The organism is Streptomyces specialis (assembly GCF_001493375.1).
Taxonomy (GTDB): domain Bacteria; phylum Actinomycetota; class Actinomycetes; order Streptomycetales; family Streptomycetaceae; genus Streptomyces; species Streptomyces specialis.
Genome location: NZ_LN929896.1, coordinates 39,337 through 58,130, shown reverse-complemented (window position 1 = coordinate 58,130; position 18,794 = coordinate 39,337). Strand labels below are relative to the sequence as shown.

At 71.3% G+C, this 18,794-nt stretch carries 19 protein-coding genes; 14 read left to right on the top strand and 5 right to left on the bottom strand.

Annotation, left to right across the window (positions count from 1 at the left end):
* Positions 1-18: 18 nt before the first annotated feature.
* The 9 genes from BN2279_RS18460 to BN2279_RS18425 all read left to right on the top strand — a co-directional run bounded on the left by BN2279_RS18460 (position 19) and on the right by BN2279_RS18425 (position 9,991).
* Entirely contained in the window at positions 19-660 is a 642-nt protein-coding gene (locus tag BN2279_RS18460; RefSeq protein WP_059011082.1) for a hypothetical protein, read from the top strand.
* A gap of 30 nt (positions 661-690) precedes the next feature.
* On the top strand, positions 691-1,206 hold the full coding sequence (locus BN2279_RS18455; protein WP_059011081.1) for a nuclear transport factor 2 family protein: 516 nt from the start codon (positions 691-693) through the stop codon (positions 1,204-1,206).
* 45 nt (positions 1,207-1,251) lie between these two features.
* A complete protein-coding gene (locus BN2279_RS18450) occupies positions 1,252-1,992 on the top strand; it encodes a hypothetical protein (protein ID WP_059011079.1) in 741 nt (246 codons plus the stop codon).
* An 82-nt stretch (positions 1,993-2,074) separates the two neighbouring features.
* Positions 2,075-2,695, top strand: coding sequence for a hypothetical protein (locus BN2279_RS18445; RefSeq protein ID WP_199827755.1), 621 nt, complete (start codon positions 2,075-2,077; stop codon positions 2,693-2,695).
* Between the two features lie 50 nt (positions 2,696-2,745).
* Positions 2,746-6,981, top strand: coding sequence for a putative T7SS-secreted protein (locus BN2279_RS18440; protein WP_234348004.1), 4,236 nt, complete (start codon positions 2,746-2,748; stop codon positions 6,979-6,981).
* A gap of 48 nt (positions 6,982-7,029) precedes the next feature.
* Positions 7,030-7,386 (top strand): hypothetical protein, encoded by a 357-nt coding sequence (locus BN2279_RS29480; RefSeq protein ID WP_159037267.1) that lies wholly within the window; start codon positions 7,030-7,032, stop codon positions 7,384-7,386.
* Positions 7,387-7,397: 11 nt separating this feature from the next.
* Positions 7,398-8,144: a hypothetical protein gene (locus BN2279_RS18435; RefSeq protein WP_159037266.1), complete on the top strand. Its 747-nt coding sequence runs from the start codon at positions 7,398-7,400 to the stop codon at positions 8,142-8,144.
* Positions 8,145-8,503: 359 nt separating this feature from the next.
* A complete protein-coding gene (locus BN2279_RS18430; protein ID WP_059011071.1) occupies positions 8,504-8,827 on the top strand; it encodes a hypothetical protein in 324 nt (107 codons plus the stop codon).
* Between the two features lie 390 nt (positions 8,828-9,217).
* Positions 9,218-9,991 (top strand): GntR family transcriptional regulator, encoded by a 774-nt coding sequence (locus BN2279_RS18425; protein WP_059011070.1) that lies wholly within the window; start codon positions 9,218-9,220, stop codon positions 9,989-9,991.
* A 20-nt stretch (positions 9,992-10,011) separates the two neighbouring features.
* On the opposite strand, the gene BN2279_RS18420 is transcribed toward BN2279_RS18425, so the two are convergent.
* The 3 genes from BN2279_RS18420 to BN2279_RS18410 all read right to left on the bottom strand — a co-directional run bounded on the left by BN2279_RS18420 (position 10,012) and on the right by BN2279_RS18410 (position 11,952).
* The gene (locus tag BN2279_RS18420) at positions 10,012-10,437 is read right to left on the bottom strand and encodes a DUF6278 family protein (protein WP_059011067.1); all 426 of its coding nucleotides are present in this window, start codon (positions 10,435-10,437) and stop codon (positions 10,012-10,014) included.
* 64 nt (positions 10,438-10,501) lie between these two features.
* On the bottom strand, positions 10,502-11,284 hold the full coding sequence (locus BN2279_RS18415) for an exodeoxyribonuclease III (RefSeq protein WP_059011065.1): 783 nt from the start codon (positions 11,282-11,284) through the stop codon (positions 10,502-10,504).
* Between the two features lie 23 nt (positions 11,285-11,307).
* Entirely contained in the window at positions 11,308-11,952 is a 645-nt protein-coding gene (locus BN2279_RS18410) for an MBL fold metallo-hydrolase (protein ID WP_059011063.1), read from the bottom strand.
* A 183-nt stretch (positions 11,953-12,135) separates the two neighbouring features.
* Here BN2279_RS18410 and BN2279_RS18405 point away from each other — a divergent pair, with 183 nt between their 5' ends.
* Genes BN2279_RS18405 through BN2279_RS18385 form a run of 5 tightly spaced genes read left to right on the top strand, consistent with a single transcriptional unit; the run spans position 12,136 to position 16,999 of the window.
* Positions 12,136-12,951, top strand: a complete 816-nt coding sequence (locus BN2279_RS18405) for an ABC transporter ATP-binding protein (protein WP_059011061.1) — start codon at positions 12,136-12,138, stop codon at positions 12,949-12,951.
* Complete coding sequence (locus BN2279_RS18400; RefSeq protein ID WP_234348003.1) at positions 12,948-13,739, top strand: ABC transporter ATP-binding protein; 792 nt, start codon at positions 12,948-12,950, stop codon at positions 13,737-13,739. Before BN2279_RS18405 ends, BN2279_RS18400 begins: the two co-directional genes overlap by 4 nt.
* The gene (locus BN2279_RS18395) at positions 13,736-14,626 is read left to right on the top strand and encodes a branched-chain amino acid ABC transporter permease (RefSeq protein ID WP_059011057.1); all 891 of its coding nucleotides are present in this window, start codon (positions 13,736-13,738) and stop codon (positions 14,624-14,626) included. Before BN2279_RS18400 ends, BN2279_RS18395 begins: the two co-directional genes overlap by 4 nt.
* A gap of 52 nt (positions 14,627-14,678) precedes the next feature.
* Positions 14,679-15,719, top strand: a complete 1,041-nt coding sequence (locus BN2279_RS18390) for a branched-chain amino acid ABC transporter permease (protein ID WP_079032396.1) — start codon at positions 14,679-14,681, stop codon at positions 15,717-15,719.
* The gene (locus BN2279_RS18385; protein ID WP_407702267.1) at positions 15,716-16,999 is read left to right on the top strand and encodes an ABC transporter substrate-binding protein; all 1,284 of its coding nucleotides are present in this window, start codon (positions 15,716-15,718) and stop codon (positions 16,997-16,999) included. Before BN2279_RS18390 ends, BN2279_RS18385 begins: the two co-directional genes overlap by 4 nt.
* A gap of 121 nt (positions 17,000-17,120) precedes the next feature.
* On the opposite strand, the gene pssA is transcribed toward BN2279_RS18385, so the two are convergent.
* Positions 17,121-17,969 (bottom strand): CDP-diacylglycerol--serine O-phosphatidyltransferase, encoded by an 849-nt coding sequence (pssA, locus tag BN2279_RS18380; RefSeq protein WP_199827754.1) that lies wholly within the window; start codon positions 17,967-17,969, stop codon positions 17,121-17,123.
* Positions 17,956-18,603, bottom strand: a complete 648-nt coding sequence (locus BN2279_RS18375) for a phosphatidylserine decarboxylase (RefSeq protein ID WP_059011052.1) — start codon at positions 18,601-18,603, stop codon at positions 17,956-17,958. Before BN2279_RS18375 ends, pssA begins: the two co-directional genes overlap by 14 nt.
* Between the last annotated feature and the right edge of the window lie 191 nt (positions 18,604-18,794).

Genomic DNA, 18,794 nt, shown 5'->3' with positions numbered 1-18,794 from the left:
AAGCGAGAGGAGCGACCAGTGAGCACATCCCGACCCGTCACGGAACCAGACGTCCACGACAACGGTGACGACAACGACGAGGGCACCGGCGACGTCGACGCGGCGGCCGACGACGGCCGTCCGCCGTCCCGGCGCGGTCGTCGGCGCCGCCGGCGCGGGCGGCTGCCCTCCGCCCGGATCGTCGTCGCCGCGCTGCTGGCGCTGACCCTGCTCGCCGGTGTCGGCCTCTTCGTCCGGGCCGCGCAACTGGAGGACTCGGGCGCGACGGGCAATCTGGCTCTCGCCGACGCCGACGCGACGGACGCCGTGGCCGGGGAGGTCACCGACATCCTCCGCACCGTATTCTCGTACACTCCCGAGACCATCGAGGAAACCGAACGCAGGGCCGGGGAGCTGCTGGCGGGCCCGGCGGCCGAGGAGTACAGCGAGCTGATGGCGGAGGTCAGGGACCTGGCCGCCGACCAGCAGCTCACCCTCACCACCACCGTGGTGCGGGCGGGTGTCCGCGACCTCACCGAGGACCGCGCGCACCTGCTGGTCTTCCTGGACCAGGTCGCCGAGCGAGCGGGGGAGGACCCCACGACCACGGCGGCCCAGCTCTCGGTGACGGCCCAGCGGGGCGAGGACCGCTGGCAGGTCACCGAGATCACGTCGAGGTAGGACCTCGCAACGAGAAAGGCCGGACAGGACATGGTGCGAACGCTGCGGAAGAACGCGCTGCTGGTGACGGCGCTGCTGCTGGCCCTCGTCGCCGCGATCGGCGCGACCGGCGCCACCTTCTCCTGGTACGACGCGTCCCACGACGAGACCGCCGACTTCGCGAAGGCCCGGGACGACGCGCTGGCCGCGGCCAGGCAGGGCGTGCAGAACCTCAACACCCTCGACCACGCCGACTTCGACGCCGGCATGGACCTGTGGCTGGACTCCACCACCGGCGACCTCCACGAGCAGTTGGAGGAGGGCCGGGACGCGTTCGCCGAGCAGGTCGGGCAGGCCGAGAGCGTCACCACCGCCGAAGTCGTGTCCGCGGCCGTGACCGAGCTGGACGAACGGGCCGGCCGGGCCGGGGTCATCGTCGCCGTCCGCATCACGGTGACGCTGCCCGACGAGGAACCGGACACCAAGACGAGCCGTATGCTGGGCGAGCTGACCAGGACCTCCGAGGGCTGGAAGATCAGCGGACTCGACCAGGCCCCGGTCGGCTGACGGCCGCAGGATGACGAGCGAGACCACGGCCGGAAGGACCACACCATGTCGATGACGCGCCACCTCGTGAACCGCCGGCGCCGCCTGGCGTCACGTACGGACACCGCGCCGCCGCCCCGGCAGGAGGACCCGAAGAAGCCGCGCCGCCCGGAACCGGACCGGAACGACAAGAAGGACCGGGACAAGAAGGACCGGGACGACAAGGCCCGCGCGAAGGCACAGCGCGCGGAGCGGAAGCGGGAGCGGAAGGCCGCCGGTGAACGGACGGGCCGCTCCAGGCTGCTCCTGCCCGCGATCCTCGGCCTGGTCGCCGTCCTCCTCGGCGGCTACGCCCTGTGGGCCAGTGCCAAGGCCGACAGCCTGAAGGACGACCCCGCCCTGCGCAACACGGCCCTCAGCGACACGGCCGCCACCAGCGAGGTCATCGGCACCGTCTCCGACGCGATCAACTCGCTCTTCTCCTACGACTACGCCTCCCCGGAGGACACGGACGCCGCCGCCGAGGAGTGGCTCACCGGCGAAGCCGTCGAGCAGCACGAGACGCTGCTCGCCCCGGTCCGTGAGGTGGGCGAGGAGGAGCGCATGGTGCTGACGACGACCGTGACGCACGCCGGGGTGGAGATCCTGGAGGGCGACCGCGCCCGGCTCCTGATCTACGCCGACCAGACCAGCGCCCGCGCCGACGACGAGAGCGAGACCCTCCACGGCCCGGCCGTACTGACCGTCGAGGCGGTCCACCGCGACGGCACGTGGCTGATCGCCGGCATCGACACCTACGGCGGCTGAGACCGCTCACCGTCCGCTCTGGTCCCGTCGCGGTGCGCTGCACTAGCGTGGCGCCAAAGGTCGTGCGGGGAGGGCGGATCTGATGGGTGACGGGCCGGATCTGCGGGTCGATGAGGAGAGTGTCCGGCGGATCACCGAGGGGTTGCGGGGCGCGGTCGGTGAGCTGCGGGAGGTCGGGACCGGCACGGGCTCGGTGCTCGGCAAGGGCTTCTCGGAGCTGGCGATGACCGGCATGGAGGCCGGGCACCACGGACTGTCGGTCGATTTCGAGGACTTCTGCGAGCGGTGGGAGTGGGGCGTCCGGGCACTGGTCCAGGACGCGAACACCATCGCGGCCGAACTGGGGCTCGCGGCCGGGCTGTTGTGGGAGGAAGAGCAGTACATCCAGGCCACGATGAGGATCGGCGCCAACGCGCTGGTGGGGAATCCGTATGCCTCCGAGGAGGAGGTCGCGGCGCAGAGCTGGAGCGAGACGCTGACTCCGGACGCGCTGGACCCCGACTACAGCGGTGAGTCGTTCGGGCAGCTCGCGCGGGACGCGGAGCAGACCTGGCGTGACACCGGGCAGGCGCTGCTGACGGAGGGCACGGGCGGGCGGAACGCGGACATCCTCGACGGCCTGCTCGGCGCCGACACGTCCGGGCCGTCGCCGGAGCAGGCCCTGACTCTTATCCACCCCTCACGCCGCCGCCGCACAGGTTAGCGCCCCGTCCTTCCCCCCCCCCCGCCCACCCCCCCCTTGGGCTCGGAGATGTGTATAAGACGCAGCGGCTGGGGGACGTGGGCTGGGAGTCCGGCGCCGACTGGGTGCGGGAGCAGTCCCGTTCGCTGGCGAACCGGATGGGTGCCGAGACCGACGAGCTGGATCTCGGGCAGACCGAGGACAACACGAAGCTGATTTACGGCAGTCCGGGCACGTTGCGCGCCAACGTTTCCCATCTGCGCGATTTCCAGCGGTCGTTCGCGGATGTGGGCGCGGGGCTCGGAGGGCTGGACTCGGACTCGCTGCGCGGGGAGACGGCGGACGCGTTCCGCGAGCGGGTGTCGATCGAGCCGCCGAAGTGGTTACGGGCGGCGGAGGCGTGTGAACGGGCGGCCGGGGCGCTGGAGTCGTTCGCGGGAACGGTGGAGTGGGCCCAGGGCCAGGCGCAGGTCGCCATCGACCTGTGGCGGGAGGGCACGCGGGCGTCCGAGGAGGCGATGGACGCGCACAACGCGGCGGTGGACGCGTACAACCAGGCCGTCGACCGGTACAACGCGCAGCCGGCCGATGAGCGGGACCCGGCGTCGTTGCCGGCACGGCCGGGGGAGTTCTCCGATCCGGGCCTGTCCCTGATGGAGGAGGCGCAGGAGATCCTGGCGGAGGCCAGGCGGCAGCGCAACGAGGCGGCGGAGACAGCCCGTTCGGCGATCCGGGAGGCGCGGGACGCGGCGCCACCGAAGCCGTCGTACGCCGAGCAGGTCGGCGACGGCCTGGCGGAACTGCCGGTGATGTACACCCACTTCGAGGGCGGCATCCTGCGGGGCACGGCCGGGCTGGTCACCTTCGCGCGCGGCGTGAACCCGCTGGACCCGTACAACCTGACGCACCCGGCGGAGTACCTGACCAATCTGAACAGCACGGCGGCCGGGCTGGTGCAGGTCGCGAACGATCCGCTGGGCGCCGGACGCCAGATGGTCTCCGACTTCACGAGGGACCCGGCCGAGGGCCTCGGCCGTCTCGTTCCCGATGTGGCGCTGACGGTGGCGACGGGCGGCGCGGGCGCGGGCGTGAGGGCGACGCGGCTGGCCGGGGACGCGGCGGATCTGGCCGGGGACGCCGACCGGGCCCGCCGGCTGGCCGACGACGCGCCGCCGGGCACCCACGATCGCCCGGAGCCCGAGCGCGTCACCGAGGGCACCGACCCGGTGGACCTGGCCTCGGGACGGATGTTCCTGCCGCAGACCGACGTGGCGCTGCCCGGCGCGCTGCCGCTGGTGTTCACCCGCCGGGTGGAGTCCGGCTACACGGCGGGCCGCTTCTTCGGCCCTTCCTGGTCCTCCACGGTGGACGAACGCCTGGAGATCGACGCGAAAGGCGTCATCCACGTCACCGCGGACGGGCTGCTGCTGACGTATCCGCACCCCGCGCCCGGCCTGTCGACCCTGCCCGAATCGGGCACCGCGCGCCGCGCGCTGACCCGTGACGCGGCGGGCGACTACACCGTCACCGACCCGGACACCGGCCTGGTGCGCCACTTCACCGCCCCGCCCGGGACGGAACCCGGCGGGGACGGCGACGCCTGGCTCGTCCAGATCGACGACCGCAACGGCCACACCATCACCGTCGAGCGCGGCGCCGACGGCACCCCCACGGCTCTGGTCCACTCCGGCGGCTACGTCGTACGCCTCACCCGCGAGGACGGCCGGATCACGGCGTTGTCCCTGGCGGGTGTGGAGGCGCCGCTGGTCCGGTACGGCTACACCGACGGGAACCTCACCACCGTCACCAAGTCCCCCGGCTCCACCCTGACGTTCGTCTACGACGAGCACCGCCGGGTGACCGCGTGGATCGACTCCAACCAGCGCCGTTACGACTACGTCTACGACGACCGCGACCGGGTCGTCGCCGAGGGCGGCGAGGACGGCCACCTGCGGGTCTCGCTCACCTACTCCGCGCCGGACCCCGGGACGGGCCACCGCGTCACCACCCTGACCACGGCCGAGGGTCACACGACCCGCCACCTGATCGACGCCCGGTGCCGCGTCCTGGCCACCACCGACGCCCTGGGCCACACCACCCGCACCGACTACGACGACGCCGGCCGCGTGGTCGCCCGCACCGACGCCCTCGGCCGCACCACCGCGTTCGGCTACGACGAGGCCGGGCGCCTGGCCGCCGTCACCCTGCCCGACGGCTCCGGGACGACCGCCACGTACAACGACCACGGCCTGCCCGTCACGGTCACCGGCCCGGACGGCGCGGTATGGCGGCAGGAGTACGACGCGTGCGGCAACCGCACCGCCGTCACCGACGTCCTGGGCCACACCACCCGCTTCACCTACGACACCCACGGCCATCTCGCCTCGGTCACCGACGGGTTGGGCGCCGTCACGCGGGTGCGGTGCGACGCGGCGGGCCTGCCGCTGGAGATCACCGACTCCCTCGGCGGCTCGACGCGCTACGAGCGGGACGCGTTCGGCCGCCCCATCGCCGTCACCGACGCCCTGGGCGCCACCACCCGCCTGGAGTGGACGCCGGAAGGGCGCCTCACCCGCCGGGCGGACGCCAACGGCGCCGAGGAGAGCTGGAGTTACGACGGCGAGGGCAACTGCGTCCGCCACACCGACGCCCTGGGCCAGGTCACCCGCTTCGAGTACACCCACTTCGACCTCCTGGCCGCCCGCACCGACCCGGACGGCGCCCGCCACACGTTCGCCTACGACGCCGGGCTGCGCCTGACCGAGGTCACCAACCCCCAAGGGCTGACCTGGAGTTACGCCTACGACCCGGTGGGCCGCCTGGTCTCGGAAACCGACTTCGACGGCCGCACCCCGCGTTACACCCTCGACCCCGCCGGACAGCTCGTGGCCCGCACCACGCCGCTCGGCGAGACGATCGCGTATGAGTACGACCCGCTCGGCCGGGTGATCCGCAAGGACGCCGCCGGGCGGGTCACCACGTTCGCCTACGACCCGGCCGGACGCCTCGTGCACGCCGCGAACCCGGACAGCACGCTGATCCACCAGTACGACCGCCGGGGCCTGCTCAAGACCGAGCTGGCCGACGGCCACGCCACCACCTACGCCTACGACCCCCTCGGCCGCCGCACCCGCCGCCTCACCCCCACCGGGCAGCTCACCACCTACGGCTACGACTCCGCCGGGCGCCCCGACCACCTCACCACCGGCGGCCACCGCATCGCCTTCACCCACGACGCACGTGGGAACGAACTGGAACGCGTCATCGATGACGCCCTCACCCTGACCTCGACCTGGGACCAAGCCGGCCGCCTGGCCACCCAGCACCTCACCGCCGGCACCCGCACCCTCAACCACCGCGCCTACACCTACCGGCCGGACGGCCACCTCACCGGCCTCCACGACGCCCTGCGCGGCTCCTACGAGTACGGCCTGGACCCGATCGGCCGGGTCACGGGCGTCCACGCGGACGGCTGGACCGAGACGTACGCCTACGACGCGGCCGGGAACCAGACCTCGGCCTCGTGGCCCACCGACCACCCCGGCGCGGCGGCCACCGGCGACCGCGCCTACACCGGCACCCGCCTGCTGCGCGCGGGCCGCATGCGCTACGCGTACGACGACGCCGGACGCGTCGTCCTGCGCCAGAAGACCCGCCTCTCCCGGAAGCCCGACACCTGGCGCTACGAATGGGACGCCGAGGACCGCCTCACCACCGTCACCACCCCGGACGGCACCCGCTGGCGCTACCTGTACGACCCCCTCGGCCGCCGCACCGCCAAACAACGCCTCACGCCGGACGGTTCATCGGTGGCGGAGGAGATCCGGTTCGGCTGGGACGGCACCACCCTCATCGAACAGACCATCACCTCAGCCGACCTGCCGCACCTCGTCACCCTCACCTGGGACCACCGAGGCCGCAGCCCCCTGGCCCAGACCGAGCGCCTTCTGACGGCGGACGCCGATCAATCCCTCGTCGACGAACGCTTCTTCGCGATCGCCACCGACCTGATCGGCACGCCCACCGAACTCATCGACGAAACCGGCAACCTGGCCTGGCACACCCGCGCCACCCTCTGGGGCACGACCACCTGGGCCAGAACCAGCACGGCCTACACCCCGCTCCGCTTCCCCGGCCAATACCACGACCCGGAAACGGGCCTCCACTACAACCTGAACCGTCACTACGACCCCGAAACAGCCCCGTATTCCTCCTCTTGTCCTCAGCTCTATCACTGTCATGCGTCTTCTCTGTGCTATTCTCCTCCTCTCCTTTCCTCTTTCTTCCTTTTTTTTTTTTTTGAATGATCCGGCGCCCCCCGAGATCTCCACTATCCTCTTCGTCGGCAGCGTCAGATGGGTATAAGAGCCAGCACCTGGACCGACCCCCTGGGGCTCACGCCGTATCCCGCGCCGCAAATCACCCAGCACGGGCTGGATCACTCTTTCGACAGGCACGCGGCACAATGGTTCGGTGGGGAACCGAACCGGTCGACACAGATGGATGAATGGAGAGACCTCATCGAACGTACTTCCCATAGCAGCCATAGGATTCCCTGGAGTACGGGCGCCACCGAGACGCACGCATATCTGGCACGGATCGACAACAAATGGTTCGCTGTGCAGTTCGATCGCACGTCCGGTGATCTCGTGACCGCTTTCGTGCCCAACAGCCGACAGCTTTCGGCCATGCTCTCACTGCTCGGGAAGTGACGATGTCCGACATGTATCTCGAACCACCACACCTACTGACAGCCATCTATAGCCATGAGCCTGAGATGACGACCTTCCAGCGGGTTTGCGAGGTCGTTGCCGGTCTGGAGTGCTCCCTCCAAGACTTGGTAGAAGTAGCCCCACGCTGCCAGCAGTTCGAGTTGCTGTCCGATCTGGGCGGTGCGAGGAAGCTACGCAGTCCGGGGCTTCGCAATGTGCGTGAACTCATCGCCGGACGCCACGTTGGCCTCCGGGCGGTGAGGGTGGCATACTCGCACCGAGATCTGGGCAAAGTGCTGGTTGAGTATCAGTGGAAAAAGGGGGCCGAGCGGCACCCGATCAGCGTATCCATGGCCGCTGATGTTCTGGGGATTCCCGAAATCCTATGGAGCGATCGAGATCGCGATTCGGCGCTCGCCATCGGTACCTGGACGCGCGAGATATTCCAGAGGATGATCAGTGAGTGTGAGCCGCACTACGGCATGATCGCGGTTGAGAAGACCTTGCCCACGCCGTCGGGCTTGAAGGCCTTCGATGCACCTCTCTCTACCGAATTCTTTGTGTCGGAATCGCTCCTTAGAGGTCGGCCTTCCACGGTATCTCGTCTGGAGAAACTGTTTGCCGATGGTGACGTCAAGCACCTACCGAATGGTCTTCTTTTGTCCGGATGGGCCCCGTTCAATCCCCGCCGGAGGTCGCTCGGTGATCCGGATGAGGGAGCCAGGCGGCTGACCTCACTTCTCAGGGACGCCGTTTGACGAAGGGCAAGGACCGGCCACAACGATAGAGAGACGTGACGGTCAACGGCATCCCGAGGATGGGGAGCGGTATTTATTCCCGACAGATATCCGAAGCGGCCGGATCGTGACGGGTTATCTCAACAGCGAGGCAGAATCATACATCCTAAGCTTCCGCGACCTCTCAAACGGAACGAGAGGGAGGTTTTAGAACGTATCCTGAGTGCTGATTTTCCTGCATCCGTCGAGTTTCTGAGGCAACTTGACAGGACCGAGGTGGCTGAACCACCCGGCTCGCCGGGCGGTCCGCCTTTTGGGCGGCACGGCTGCTGGAGCGCCTCGACCTGTAACCACCGCGACGCACGAGCGGGGAAGTCACCGTGAATTTCACACACGTCATCACTGATGTCCGAAGGCGCCCGAATGCCTACGCGCTCCGTGGCTATCGCGAGTTCGTGGCGTTTGTGAACGGCTACAACACCGCGACGGGTGGGCAGTTGCTCGATGGTTTCTCGGCCCGTCTGGCCGGACGCCTGGGACGCGGGGGCAATCTCCATTGGGCGGAACTGATCGCGAAGCTCGCCACCGCCCCGGAGGAGGTACGGACCATGGACGACATGAGTGGCCCGCAGGAAGAGCAGGCGACAAAGCTGCTGTTCGAGGAGCTTCTGGCGTTCCTCGCCGCCCCGGGCCCGGACGTGTGAGAGCCGTGGAGGAGACGGGCCGGGGAATCCGAGCGTTGGACGAATGTCGGCGTGTGGGGCGAGACCAGCGGTGCGTGCGGAGGCGAGCCGCTGGGGCGTGACGTGACCCGTGCGGGAACGGCGGCATATCCCTTCAGCTTCGCCGTCGAGTGCCGCCTCGGCCGGCTTGCGTCGCCGCCCACGGCGAAGGCTCACCGGGCGAAGGGCATCCACCCGGCAGCCACTGTGCGCCGGGAGGCCGTCTTGTCGGGCGGGGTGGTCGAGGGGGTGGCACCGGGTGTCATAACCTCATGCCCGAAGCTCACCACTAGTAAGGATCTCTGACGCCGTGTGACGTAGCCTGGGCACGGGGATACCAGCGGAACGCACAGCCTGCGAAGGGAGACGCGGATGGGCGACGGCCGGCCGGTGTACCAGCGGATCGCCGATGACCTGCGGGAGCAGATCGACGAGGGCGTGCTCGTGGTGGGGGCGCGGATTCCTTCCCGGGCCGAGCTCAAGCGCACCTACAAGGCCAGCGACCAGACGGTGGACCGCGCGGTGCGCGTGCTGAAGGCCGCCGGATATGCCACTGGCCAGTTCGGGCGGGGTGTCTTCGTCAGCGACCGCGAGCCGATCGGCGCCCTGGTCCGCTGCCCGGACGCGGACGATTCGCCGCTGGCCGCCAGGATCAGTGTCCAGGACCGGCTCCGGGACAAGGAGCCCGATCTCGCCTGGGAGGCGACCTCCACCAGCACGGTCGCCCCGGCGGGCATCGCCGAGCGGCTGCGGGTCCGCCCCGGCGAGCGCGTGATGTGCACCCAGTACGAGTACCTGGCCGATCGCCGCCCGCTTCAACTGGTCACGAGCTGGGAGCCGTTGGCCCTGACCGAGGGCACCGAGGTGGCGTTTCCCGAGCGCGGGCCCTACGCCAGACGCGGCGTGCGCGGCCGGTTCGCGGCCATCGGCATCCAGGTCGTGCACGCCAAGGAGATCGTCGGCTCCCGCCCGGCGACCAGCCCGGAGGCCGAGGCGCTCGGCTGTGTCCCCGGGCAGTGCGTGACGGCCGTCGAGCGGACCCACTACGACGCGGACGACCGCCCGGTGGAGACCTCCGACACCGTGGTCCTCGGCGACCGCTGGCGGCTGGAGTACGCGATCACCTTCAACGGCCGCCCCGGCTGACCCGGCCGCCCCGGCCGACGCTAGTCCTCGGCGACCTCGGCGTACACCTGGGACAGTTCGGGGGAGCCGGTGTCCGCCCACTCCTGGCCCGCGGCCACCACGTCCACCTCGCGGCCCGAGGCCATGACCACGATGGGCCGCCCGTCCGGCCCCGGCCCCCAGTGCGCCCCGGGCACGGTCCGCACGATCACGGTGCCCAGATACAGTCCCGCGTCGTTCGCCAGCCGGGGCAGCTCCTCCGGGTCGTCCCGCCAGCGGGGGAGAAGCTGGTCCAGCGCCTCCAGGGAGACCGGGCTGTCACCGAGCACCACACCGTCCCGCTCGGCGCGGTCCCGCAGCAGATCGCACTCCGACAGGAGCCGCGCCACCCCTTCGGGATCCGACCAGGCGCCGGTCGCCGTCGCGCCGGGCCTCTTGCGCCAGTTGTCCAGGAAAGGGATGTTCATGCGGCCCAGGGTCCCACCTCGGGGCGGCCCGGCACCACAGGGCGCGCGACCCGGTGCCGGCTCGTCAGCTCGGGTCGAGGTCCACGACCACCGGGGCGTGGTCGGACGCGCCCTTGCCCTTGCGCTCCTCACGGTCCACATACGCGTCCTTGACCGCGCCGGCGAACGCGCCGTTCCCGTAGACCAAGTCGATGCGCATCCCCCGGTTCTTGGGGAAGCAGAGCTGCCGGTAGTCCCAATAGGTGTACGGGTGCTCGTACTTGAGCGGGCGGGGCACCACGTCCGACAGGCCCGTCTCCCGCAGCGCGGCCAGCGCGGCGCGCTCCACGTCCGTCACATGCGTGGCGCCCTCGAACTGGGTGATGTCGTGGACGTCCTCGTCCGCCGGGGCGACGTTGAAGTCGCCCAGCACCGCGAACGGCCGCGCGCCCGCCGCGTCCCCGGCGACCGTGTCCCGCAGCGCGGCCAGCCACCGCAGCTTGTAGGCGAAGTGCGGATGCCCGACCTCCCGGCCGTTCGGCACGTACACCGACCAGACGCGGACCCCGCCGCATGTCGCGCCGACCGCCCGCGGCTCGGCCTTGCCGTCGAACTCGGGGCCGCCGCGCAGCCCGCTCTCCACCTCCTCCAGGCCGACTCGGGAGAGCACCGCCACCCCGTTCCACCGGCCGTCGGCGTTGACCGCCGCCTCGTACCCCGCCTCCCGCAGGCGCTCGGCGGGGAAGGCCGCCTCGTCGCACTTCAGCTCCTGGAGGCAGAGCACGTCGGTGCCGCTGCGCTCCAGCCAGGCCAGCAGCCGGTCGACGCGGACGGTGATCGAGTTGATGTTCCAGGTGGCGATACGCATGGGATCTCCCGAACGAAGGGTGCTCAGAGGGCGGTCGACTCGCCGGGGACGAGCCGCGCGTACGCCGCGCCGCCGATCCCCGGGCCCTGCGGGCCCATGTTCCGCCCGTAGATCAGGTGGCCGATGTCGGAGAGCAGCCCGTCGTGCACCGCGACGGCGCGCGCCGGCCGGACCTCCCTGACATAGTCCACGACCTCGGAGAACTTGTTCCACGGGGCGTGCACGGGCAGCAGCAGCGTGCCCACCGGGCGACCGGGCACGGTCAGCGCGTCGCCGGGGTGGAAGACGTCGCCGTCGATGACGAAGCCGGCGTTCGCGACGCGCGGCAGGTCGGGGTGGATCACGGCGTGCAGCTCGCCGTGGACCTCCACCTCGAACCCGGCCGCGGTGAACGTGTCCCCCGCGCCCACCGTGTGCACCCGCCCGGGGAACGCCGCGGAGAGCTGGTCCGCGACGCTGGCCACCGTCCACAGCTCGACCGCCGGGTCCGCCTCCAGGGCGACCCGCAGCCGCCCCTCGTCGAAGTGGTCGATGTGCTCGTGCGTCACCAGCAGCGCGTCCGCGCCGGCCGCCGCGTCCTCCTCGCTGAACGCCCCCGGGTCGATGACGAGGGTCCGCCCCTCCTCGGTCAGCCGGACGCAGGCGTGGCCCTTCTTGGTCAGCTCCATGCGGGCCATTCTGCTACGCCCCGCCGACAACCGTTCCGCCGCGGCCGTCCACCCCGGTTGTGCACGCGCACAGCCCGGCGCCGTGCCCGTTGGTTTCCGGCAGCGATTCCCCCGCGCTCCATGGACGGTCCCGCGAACGCGGTGCTGGATGGTGGCTCACCTTCCGGCGAGAGGAGCCAGCCGATGACGGCTGCCGTACTGCGGGTGCGCGGGCTGTGCGTGGATTACGGCCCGGTGCGCGCGTTGACCGGTGTCGATGTGGAGGTGCCCGACGGGGCGGTGACGGCTGTGCTGGGTGCGAACGGTGCCGGGAAGTCCACCCTCTTGCGGGCGGTCTCGGGCACCTTGCGCTTCCACGGCGGCGCCGTCACGGAAGGCTCGGTCGCCCTGGGCGAGGACCGGCTGCACGGTGTGGCCCCGGCGCGGATCGTGGCGGCCGGGGTGGTGCAGGTGCCCGAGGGGCGGCAGGTGTTCGCGCGGATGACCGTGGCGGACAATCTGCGGGCCGGTGCGCTCGGCGCGCGGGGCGGCCGGGCGGCGGTGCGGGCGGCCTTGAAGCGGGTGCACGAGCTGTTCCCGGTACTGGCCGAGCGTGCGCACCAGCGGGCCGGGCTGCTGTCGGGGGGTGAGCAGCAGATGCTGGCGATGGGCCGGGCGCTGATGGCCGGGCCGCGGCTGCTGCTGCTGGACGAGCCGTCGCTGGGTCTGTCCCCGCTGATGACCACGCGCATCGCGCGGACGGTCCGCGAGATCAACGCGCAGGGCACGTCGGTGCTGCTGGTCGAGCAGAACGCGGCGCTGGCGCTGAAGCTGGCGTCCACCGCGTGTGTGCTGGAGAACGGGCGGGTGGCGCTGGCCGGCGACGCGGACGAGCTGGCCGCCAGCGACGAGGTGCGCCGCCGCTACCTGGGCGTGGCCGACGAGGACGCCGCCACCGAGACCGGGGCGGCCGTCGCGGCCGGCACGGCGCGCCCGGCGCTGAGCAGGTGGTCGGCGTGAACGGGCCGCAGCCGCTGACCGTCACCGGCCTCACCGTGCGGTTCGCGGGTCTGACCGCGCTGGACGGCGTGGGGTTCACCGTCGCGCCGGGCACGGTGCACGCGTTGATCGGGCCGAACGGTGCGGGCAAGTCGACCTGTTTCAACGTGCTGTCCGGTGTCTACCGGGCCACCTCCGGCAGTGTCCGGCTGGGCGGGCGTGAGCTGACGCGCGAGACCCCGCACGCCATCGCCTCGCTCGGGGTGGCCCGCACGTTCCAGAACCTGGCGTTGTCCGCGCACAGCACGGTCGCCGACACGCTGCTGCTGGGCCGGCACCGGCTGACCCGTTCCGGCATCCTCGCGTCCGGTCTGCGGCTGCCGCGGGCGGCCCGGGAGGCCGGGCGGCACACCGAACGCATGCGGGAGATCGCGGCGTTCCTCGGCCTGGAGCCGTATCTGGACGCGCCGGCCGGGCTGCTGCCCTACGGGGTGCAGAAGCTCGTGGAGCTGGGCCGGGCGCTGTGCATGGAGCCGGACGTGCTGCTGCTGGACGAGCCCATCGCCGGGATGAACCCGACCGAACGACAGCACACCGCCGCGCTCATCGCCTCCGTCCGCGACAGCCTGGGCCTGTCGGTGCTGCTGGTGGAACACGACATGGGAGTAGTCATGCGCCTGGCCGACACGGTCACCGTGCTGGACTTCGGCCGCAAGATCGCCGAAGGGACGCCGGGGGAGGTGCAGAACGACCCCGAGGTCGTGCGCGCCTACCTCGGCGAGCACCAGGAGACGGAGACACCGAGATGACCGCCTTCCTGGAATACCTCGTGCACGGCCTGTCGCTGGGCGCGGTGTACGCGCTGATCGCGCTCGGGTTCGTGATCATCTTCAAGTCGACCGAGGTGGTGAACTTCGCCCACGCGTCCCTGCTGCTGGCCGGCGGGTACATCGCGGTCCGCGCCCAGGAGTCCGTCGGGTTCTGGGCCGCGCTGCTGGCCGGTGTCGCCGGGGCCGCCACGCTGGGCGCGCTGCTGGAGTGGGCGGTGATCCGCCGCTACCGGGGTGCGGACCACAGCGTGCTGGCGATCGTCACCATCGGCATCGACATCGTCCTGCTGACCGAACTCGCCCGCCGTATCGGCCCGGACATCCTCACCTACGACGACCCGTGGGGCGACGCGCTGGTGACGGTCGGTTCGGTGACGGTGCCGCAGACCAGGGTGGCGGCGTTCGTCACCGCCGCACTGCTCATCGGGCTGTTCCTTGCGGCGTTCCGCTGGACCTCGTGGGGGGTGGCGATGCGGGCGGCGGCCGAGAACCGGGAGACCGCCGCGCTGATGGGCATCCGCCTGGGCCGCGTCTCCTCCTCCGCGTGGGCCGTGGCCGGGGCGCTGGCCGCCGTCGCGGCGCTGTTCCTGTCCGTGTTCCCCACCTCCGGCCTGGACCGGGCCACCGGCGAGGTCGCCCTGGCCGCGTTCCCCGCCGCCATCATCGGCGGCCTGGACTCCACCACCGGCGCCCTCGTCGGCGGCCTCACGGTCGGCGTCACGGAGGCCCTGACCACCGGCTACGCCGCCGAACTCGACTTCCTGGGCAACGGCTTCGGCCATATCGCGCCCTACGTCGTGATGGTCCTGGTCCTGCTGGCCCGCCCGGCGGGGCTGTTCGGAACGAGGGAGTTGTCCCGTGTCTGAAAGGCTCACCTCCCGGCTCGGGTGGCTCCTGGGCGGTGTCGTGCTGCTGGCGATGCCGTTCTACCTCGAACGGTTCTGGCTCCAGGCCGGGGTGTTCGCGATGGCCGCCGCCATCGGCGCCATCGGTCTCAACCTGCTGACCGGCTCCGCCGGGCAACTCTCCCTGGCCCACGCGTTCTTCCTCGCGGTCGGCGCCTACGGCTACTGCGTCTTCGCCGGCGACTCCGGCTCCGCCACCGGCCTGACCGGCTGGGGCCTGCCCCCGGTGCTCGCCGCCGTCCTGGCCGTCGCCCTGGCCGGGGCGGTGGGCGGCCTGTTCAGCCCGATCGCCGGCCGGGTCCGCGGCCCCTACCTCGGCATCGCGACGCTCGCGCTGATCTTCATCGGCCAGCACGTGCTGCTCAACGCCCACGACCTGACCGGCGGGTTCAACGGCCGCGCCGTGCCGCCGCTGTCCGTCTTCGGCTTCGCCTTCGACGACAGCGCGACCGTCGTCGCCGGGGTGCCGTTCCGGAGCATGGAGAAGCTCTGGTATCTGGGCCTCGCGCTGCTGGCCGCCGGGGCGCTGTTCGCCCGCGGCGTGCTGCGCGGCCGGCCCGGCCGCGCGATCAACGCCATCCGCGACCACCAGACCGCCGCCGGCGTCATCGGCATCCCCGTCGCCCGCACGCGCGGCGCGATCTTCGTCCTGTCCTCCATGTACGCCGGGCTGGCCGGGGTCCTGCTCGCGCTGGCCTTCCAGCACGCCGTGCCCGGCTACTTCGGCATCGTGCTCTCCCTGGAGTACCTGGCGATGATCGTCATCGGCGGCCTGGGCACGGTCTCCGGCGCGGTCATCGGCGCCGCGTTCGTCACCCTCATCCCACAGGTCCTCACCAAGTACAGCGAGTCGCTCCCCCTGGTCTCCGCGCCGGGGACCGGCGGCGTCGCACCCGGTGAGGCGTCCCGCTACCTCTACGGCGCCGCCGTGGTCGCGGCCGTTCTCTTCCTGCCGGGCGGACTGGCGCGTCTGCCCGTCCCCCGGTGGGCCCGCAAGGGGGCGCGGGACAAAGCCCCCGCCCCGACGTCACGGAACATGGAGGTTTCGACGTGAGCATCCGACACAGACCGGGACGCGGTCCGGCGGTCGCCGCCCCGGCGGCGGCCGGGGTGCTGGCGCTGTCCCTGACGGCGTGCAGCGGCAAGGCCGACGACAGCGACGGCGGCAGTGGTGGTGAGGGCGGCGACGGGGTCGCCACCGACATCGGCGTCACCGACGACACCATCACCCTGGGCGCCCTGACCGACATGACCGGCCCCTACGCCACGCTCGGCGCCAGCGTCACCCAGGCGCAGCAGTTGTGGGTGAAGCAGACCAACGAGGCCGGCGGGATCTGCGACCGGCGGATCGAGCTGGAGGTCCGCGACCACGCCTACGACGCCGAACAGGCCGTCTCCGCCTACACCGAGCTGACCCCGCGGGTCCTGGCCTTCCCGCAGTTCATCGGCTCGCCCTACGTGGTCGCCGTCAAGGACCGCGTCGACGGTCAGGACCACGTGCTGATCACCCCCCAGGCGTGGTCGGCGTCGCTGCTGGGCAGCGAGTACATCCACATGGTGGGCCCCACGTACGACATCGAGACGGTCAACGCCGTCTCGTACCTCGCCGAGGAGTACGGCCTGTCCGAGGGCGACTCCATCGGGCACGTCTTCTTCGAGGGCGACTACGGCGAGAACGCCCTCGAAGGCTCCCGGTACGCGGCCGGGGAGCTGGGTCTCACCGTCGAGGAGCAGCGGATCAGGCCCACCGACGAGGACATGACCGCGCAGGTCACCGCGCTGGCCCGGGAGGGCGTGTCCGCGATCGTGGTGAGCGCCGGCCCGCGCCAGGCCGCGTCGGTGGCGGGCGTCGCCGCGGCCTCCGGCCTGGAGGTGCCGATCATCGGGAACAACTCGGCGTTCGCGCCGCAGATCCTGGAGACCGACGCGGCCCCCGCGCTGCTGGCGTCCTACCACGTGGCGTCCCCGGGGCTGCCGATCGGCGCCGACGAGGGCGCGGTCCCCGACCTGGCCGAGGCGTACACCGCGGAGTACCCGGACGCGCTGCTCGACAACGGCGTCGTCGCGGGCTACAACAGCATCTCCCTGGTCGGCCGGGCGATCGAGACGGCCTGCGAGGCCGGTGACCTCACCCGGCAGGGCGTGGCCGACGCGATGGCGACGCTGACGGCCGAGGACGACGGCTTCGGCGCGGTCCACGACTTCTCCGACCCGGCGAACCCGTCCACCCTGGCCAGCTACATCCTCCGGCCGGACGAGTCGGCCCCCGGCGGTCTGGTGGTGGAACGGGAGGCCGCCGCCTCCGACCTGGCGCAGTCGTTCCCCCGCGAGTGACCAGCCTTCCCCGCGAGTGAGCGGCGGGGTTCCGTGACGGAGCCGGGGCCCGGACACCTGATGTGTCCGGGCCCCGGCCCTTTCGTGCTCCGCTTCGGAAGGCTCCGCGCCGATCGGCCGGTCAGGACTGCGCGCCCGCCCGCGCCTCGCGGCGGTTGTCGCGGAACGCGTACACCCGGCGGACCATGGCGAAGAGGGGGATCACCGCGCCCAGCACGAGCTGGAGCGAACAGCCCGTCTGGAGCAGCAGCTCGCCACCGGGCGCGTCGAACGCCCAGGCCGTCAGCAGGGCCATGCTGAGCACGATCCAGCCGAGCATGGCGACCGCGAGCGTGCCGCGCGGCTTGGGGTACTCGACGCGGCTCACCATCAGCCAGGCGACGCCGAGGATCGCCAGCAGCGTCGGCGTGAACGGCAGCTCCAGCAGCACGATGGACACCACCGTGAGCGCGCCGAAGGGGCTCGGCATGCCCTGGAAGACGCCGTCGGGCATCGTCACGCACGAGAATCTCGCCAGCCGCAGCACCACGGCCAGCAGCACCATGATCGCGGCCAGGGCCGACAACGGCTCGTGCACGTCGCCGACGACCATCCCCCACACCAGCACGAAGTAGGCGGGGGCCAGGCCGAAGCTGATCAGGTCGGACAGGTTGTCCAGCTCGGCGCCCATGGCGGAGCTGCGCAGCTTGCGCGCCACCAGGCCGTCGAAGAGGTCGAAGACGGAGGCGAGCAGCATCAGCAGCACGGCGGTGGCCGCGTTGTTCCGCACGACGCCGACGTCGCCCCGGTCCAGCAGGTGCGGGATCAGCACCCCGGTGGTGGTGAAGTACACCGCGAGGAACCCGCAGGTGGCGTTGGAGAGCGTCAGGGTGTCCGCTATCGACAGCCGCATCGACAGCGGCAGGTCGTCGGGCTCCTCGTCGTCCTCGGCAGCCCAGGAGACCGTGCTCTTCCGGTCAATCACGGTCAAGTCGGGTCACTCCCGCGGTGGTGCGCCGGCCGACCTCGACCGCGGGCTCGATGCCCTCGGGGAGGTAGACGTCGACACGCGAGCCGAAACGGATCAGCCCGACGCGGTCACCCTGCTCCACCTTGCAGCCCTTCGGCACGTACGGCACGATGCGGCGGGCGACCGTGCCGGCGATCTGGATCATCTCCACATCGCCCAGCTCGCTGTCGAAGCGCCACACGACACGCTCGTTGTGCTCGCTCTCCTTGTTGAAGGCCGGCACATAGCCGCCGGGGACGTGCTCCACGGAGGCGACCGTGCCGGCCACCGGAGCACGGTTGACGTGGACGTTCAGCGGGCTCATGAAGATCGCCACGCGGATACGTCCGTCGGGCCAGGGTGTGATGCTCTGCACCACGCCGTCGGCGGGGGAGATCACACGGCCCTGGCCGATCTCCCGCTCGGGGTCGCGGAAGAACCAGAGCATCCCGGCGGCCAGCGCGGTGGTGGGGACGGCGACCGCGGCCCAGCGACCGGAGTGACGCGCCTTCACCAGGCCGGTCGCGGCGGCTGCCACCGTCGGCACCAGCCAGGGCGACGCGCCGCGCGCCAGGCGCACCCGGCCGCTGGGTAGCGGGAATGAGCGGTGAGGCATGGGACCTTACCTTCGTCAGCGGGGGAAGCCGCGCCTTCCCTTCCGAAGCGGAGCGGCTGCGTCGATGCTATAGGTTTCGGGCCGTAACTCGGCAAGCCAGCAGCCCGTTCGGCGTGATAAGTGGCTGGCTCCTATACACATCTCCGAGCGCTGGCTCCTATACAAAATCTCGTATGGGGAGGGGGGGGGAG

Bases quoted from the DNA above. Each gene is read 5' to 3' on its own strand.
- BN2279_RS29480 (WP_159037267.1), top strand. From the start codon at position 7,030: ATGGGTATAAGAGCCAGCACCTGGACCGACCCCCTGGGGCTCACGCCG.
- BN2279_RS18375 (WP_059011052.1), bottom strand. From the start codon at position 18,603: ATGCCTCACCGCTCATTCCCGCTACCCAGCGGCCGGGTGCGCCTGGCG.
- BN2279_RS18425 (WP_059011070.1), top strand. From the start codon at position 9,218: ATGGGCGACGGCCGGCCGGTGTACCAGCGGATCGCCGATGACCTGCGG.
- BN2279_RS18410 (WP_059011063.1), bottom strand. From the start codon at position 11,952: ATGGAGCTGACCAAGAAGGGCCACGCCTGCGTCCGGCTGACCGAGGAG.
- BN2279_RS18435 (WP_159037266.1), top strand. From the start codon at position 7,398: ATGTATCTCGAACCACCACACCTACTGACAGCCATCTATAGCCATGAG.
- BN2279_RS18395 (WP_059011057.1), top strand. From the start codon at position 13,736: ATGACCGCCTTCCTGGAATACCTCGTGCACGGCCTGTCGCTGGGCGCG.
- BN2279_RS18445 (WP_199827755.1), top strand. From the start codon at position 2,075: ATGGGTGACGGGCCGGATCTGCGGGTCGATGAGGAGAGTGTCCGGCGG.
- BN2279_RS18405 (WP_059011061.1), top strand. From the start codon at position 12,136: ATGACGGCTGCCGTACTGCGGGTGCGCGGGCTGTGCGTGGATTACGGC.
- BN2279_RS18415 (WP_059011065.1), bottom strand. From the start codon at position 11,284: ATGCGTATCGCCACCTGGAACATCAACTCGATCACCGTCCGCGTCGAC.
- BN2279_RS18390 (WP_079032396.1), top strand. From the start codon at position 14,679: ATGCCGTTCTACCTCGAACGGTTCTGGCTCCAGGCCGGGGTGTTCGCG.
- BN2279_RS18455 (WP_059011081.1), top strand. From the start codon at position 691: ATGGTGCGAACGCTGCGGAAGAACGCGCTGCTGGTGACGGCGCTGCTG.
- BN2279_RS18450 (WP_059011079.1), top strand. From the start codon at position 1,252: ATGTCGATGACGCGCCACCTCGTGAACCGCCGGCGCCGCCTGGCGTCA.
- BN2279_RS18420 (WP_059011067.1), bottom strand. From the start codon at position 10,437: ATGAACATCCCTTTCCTGGACAACTGGCGCAAGAGGCCCGGCGCGACG.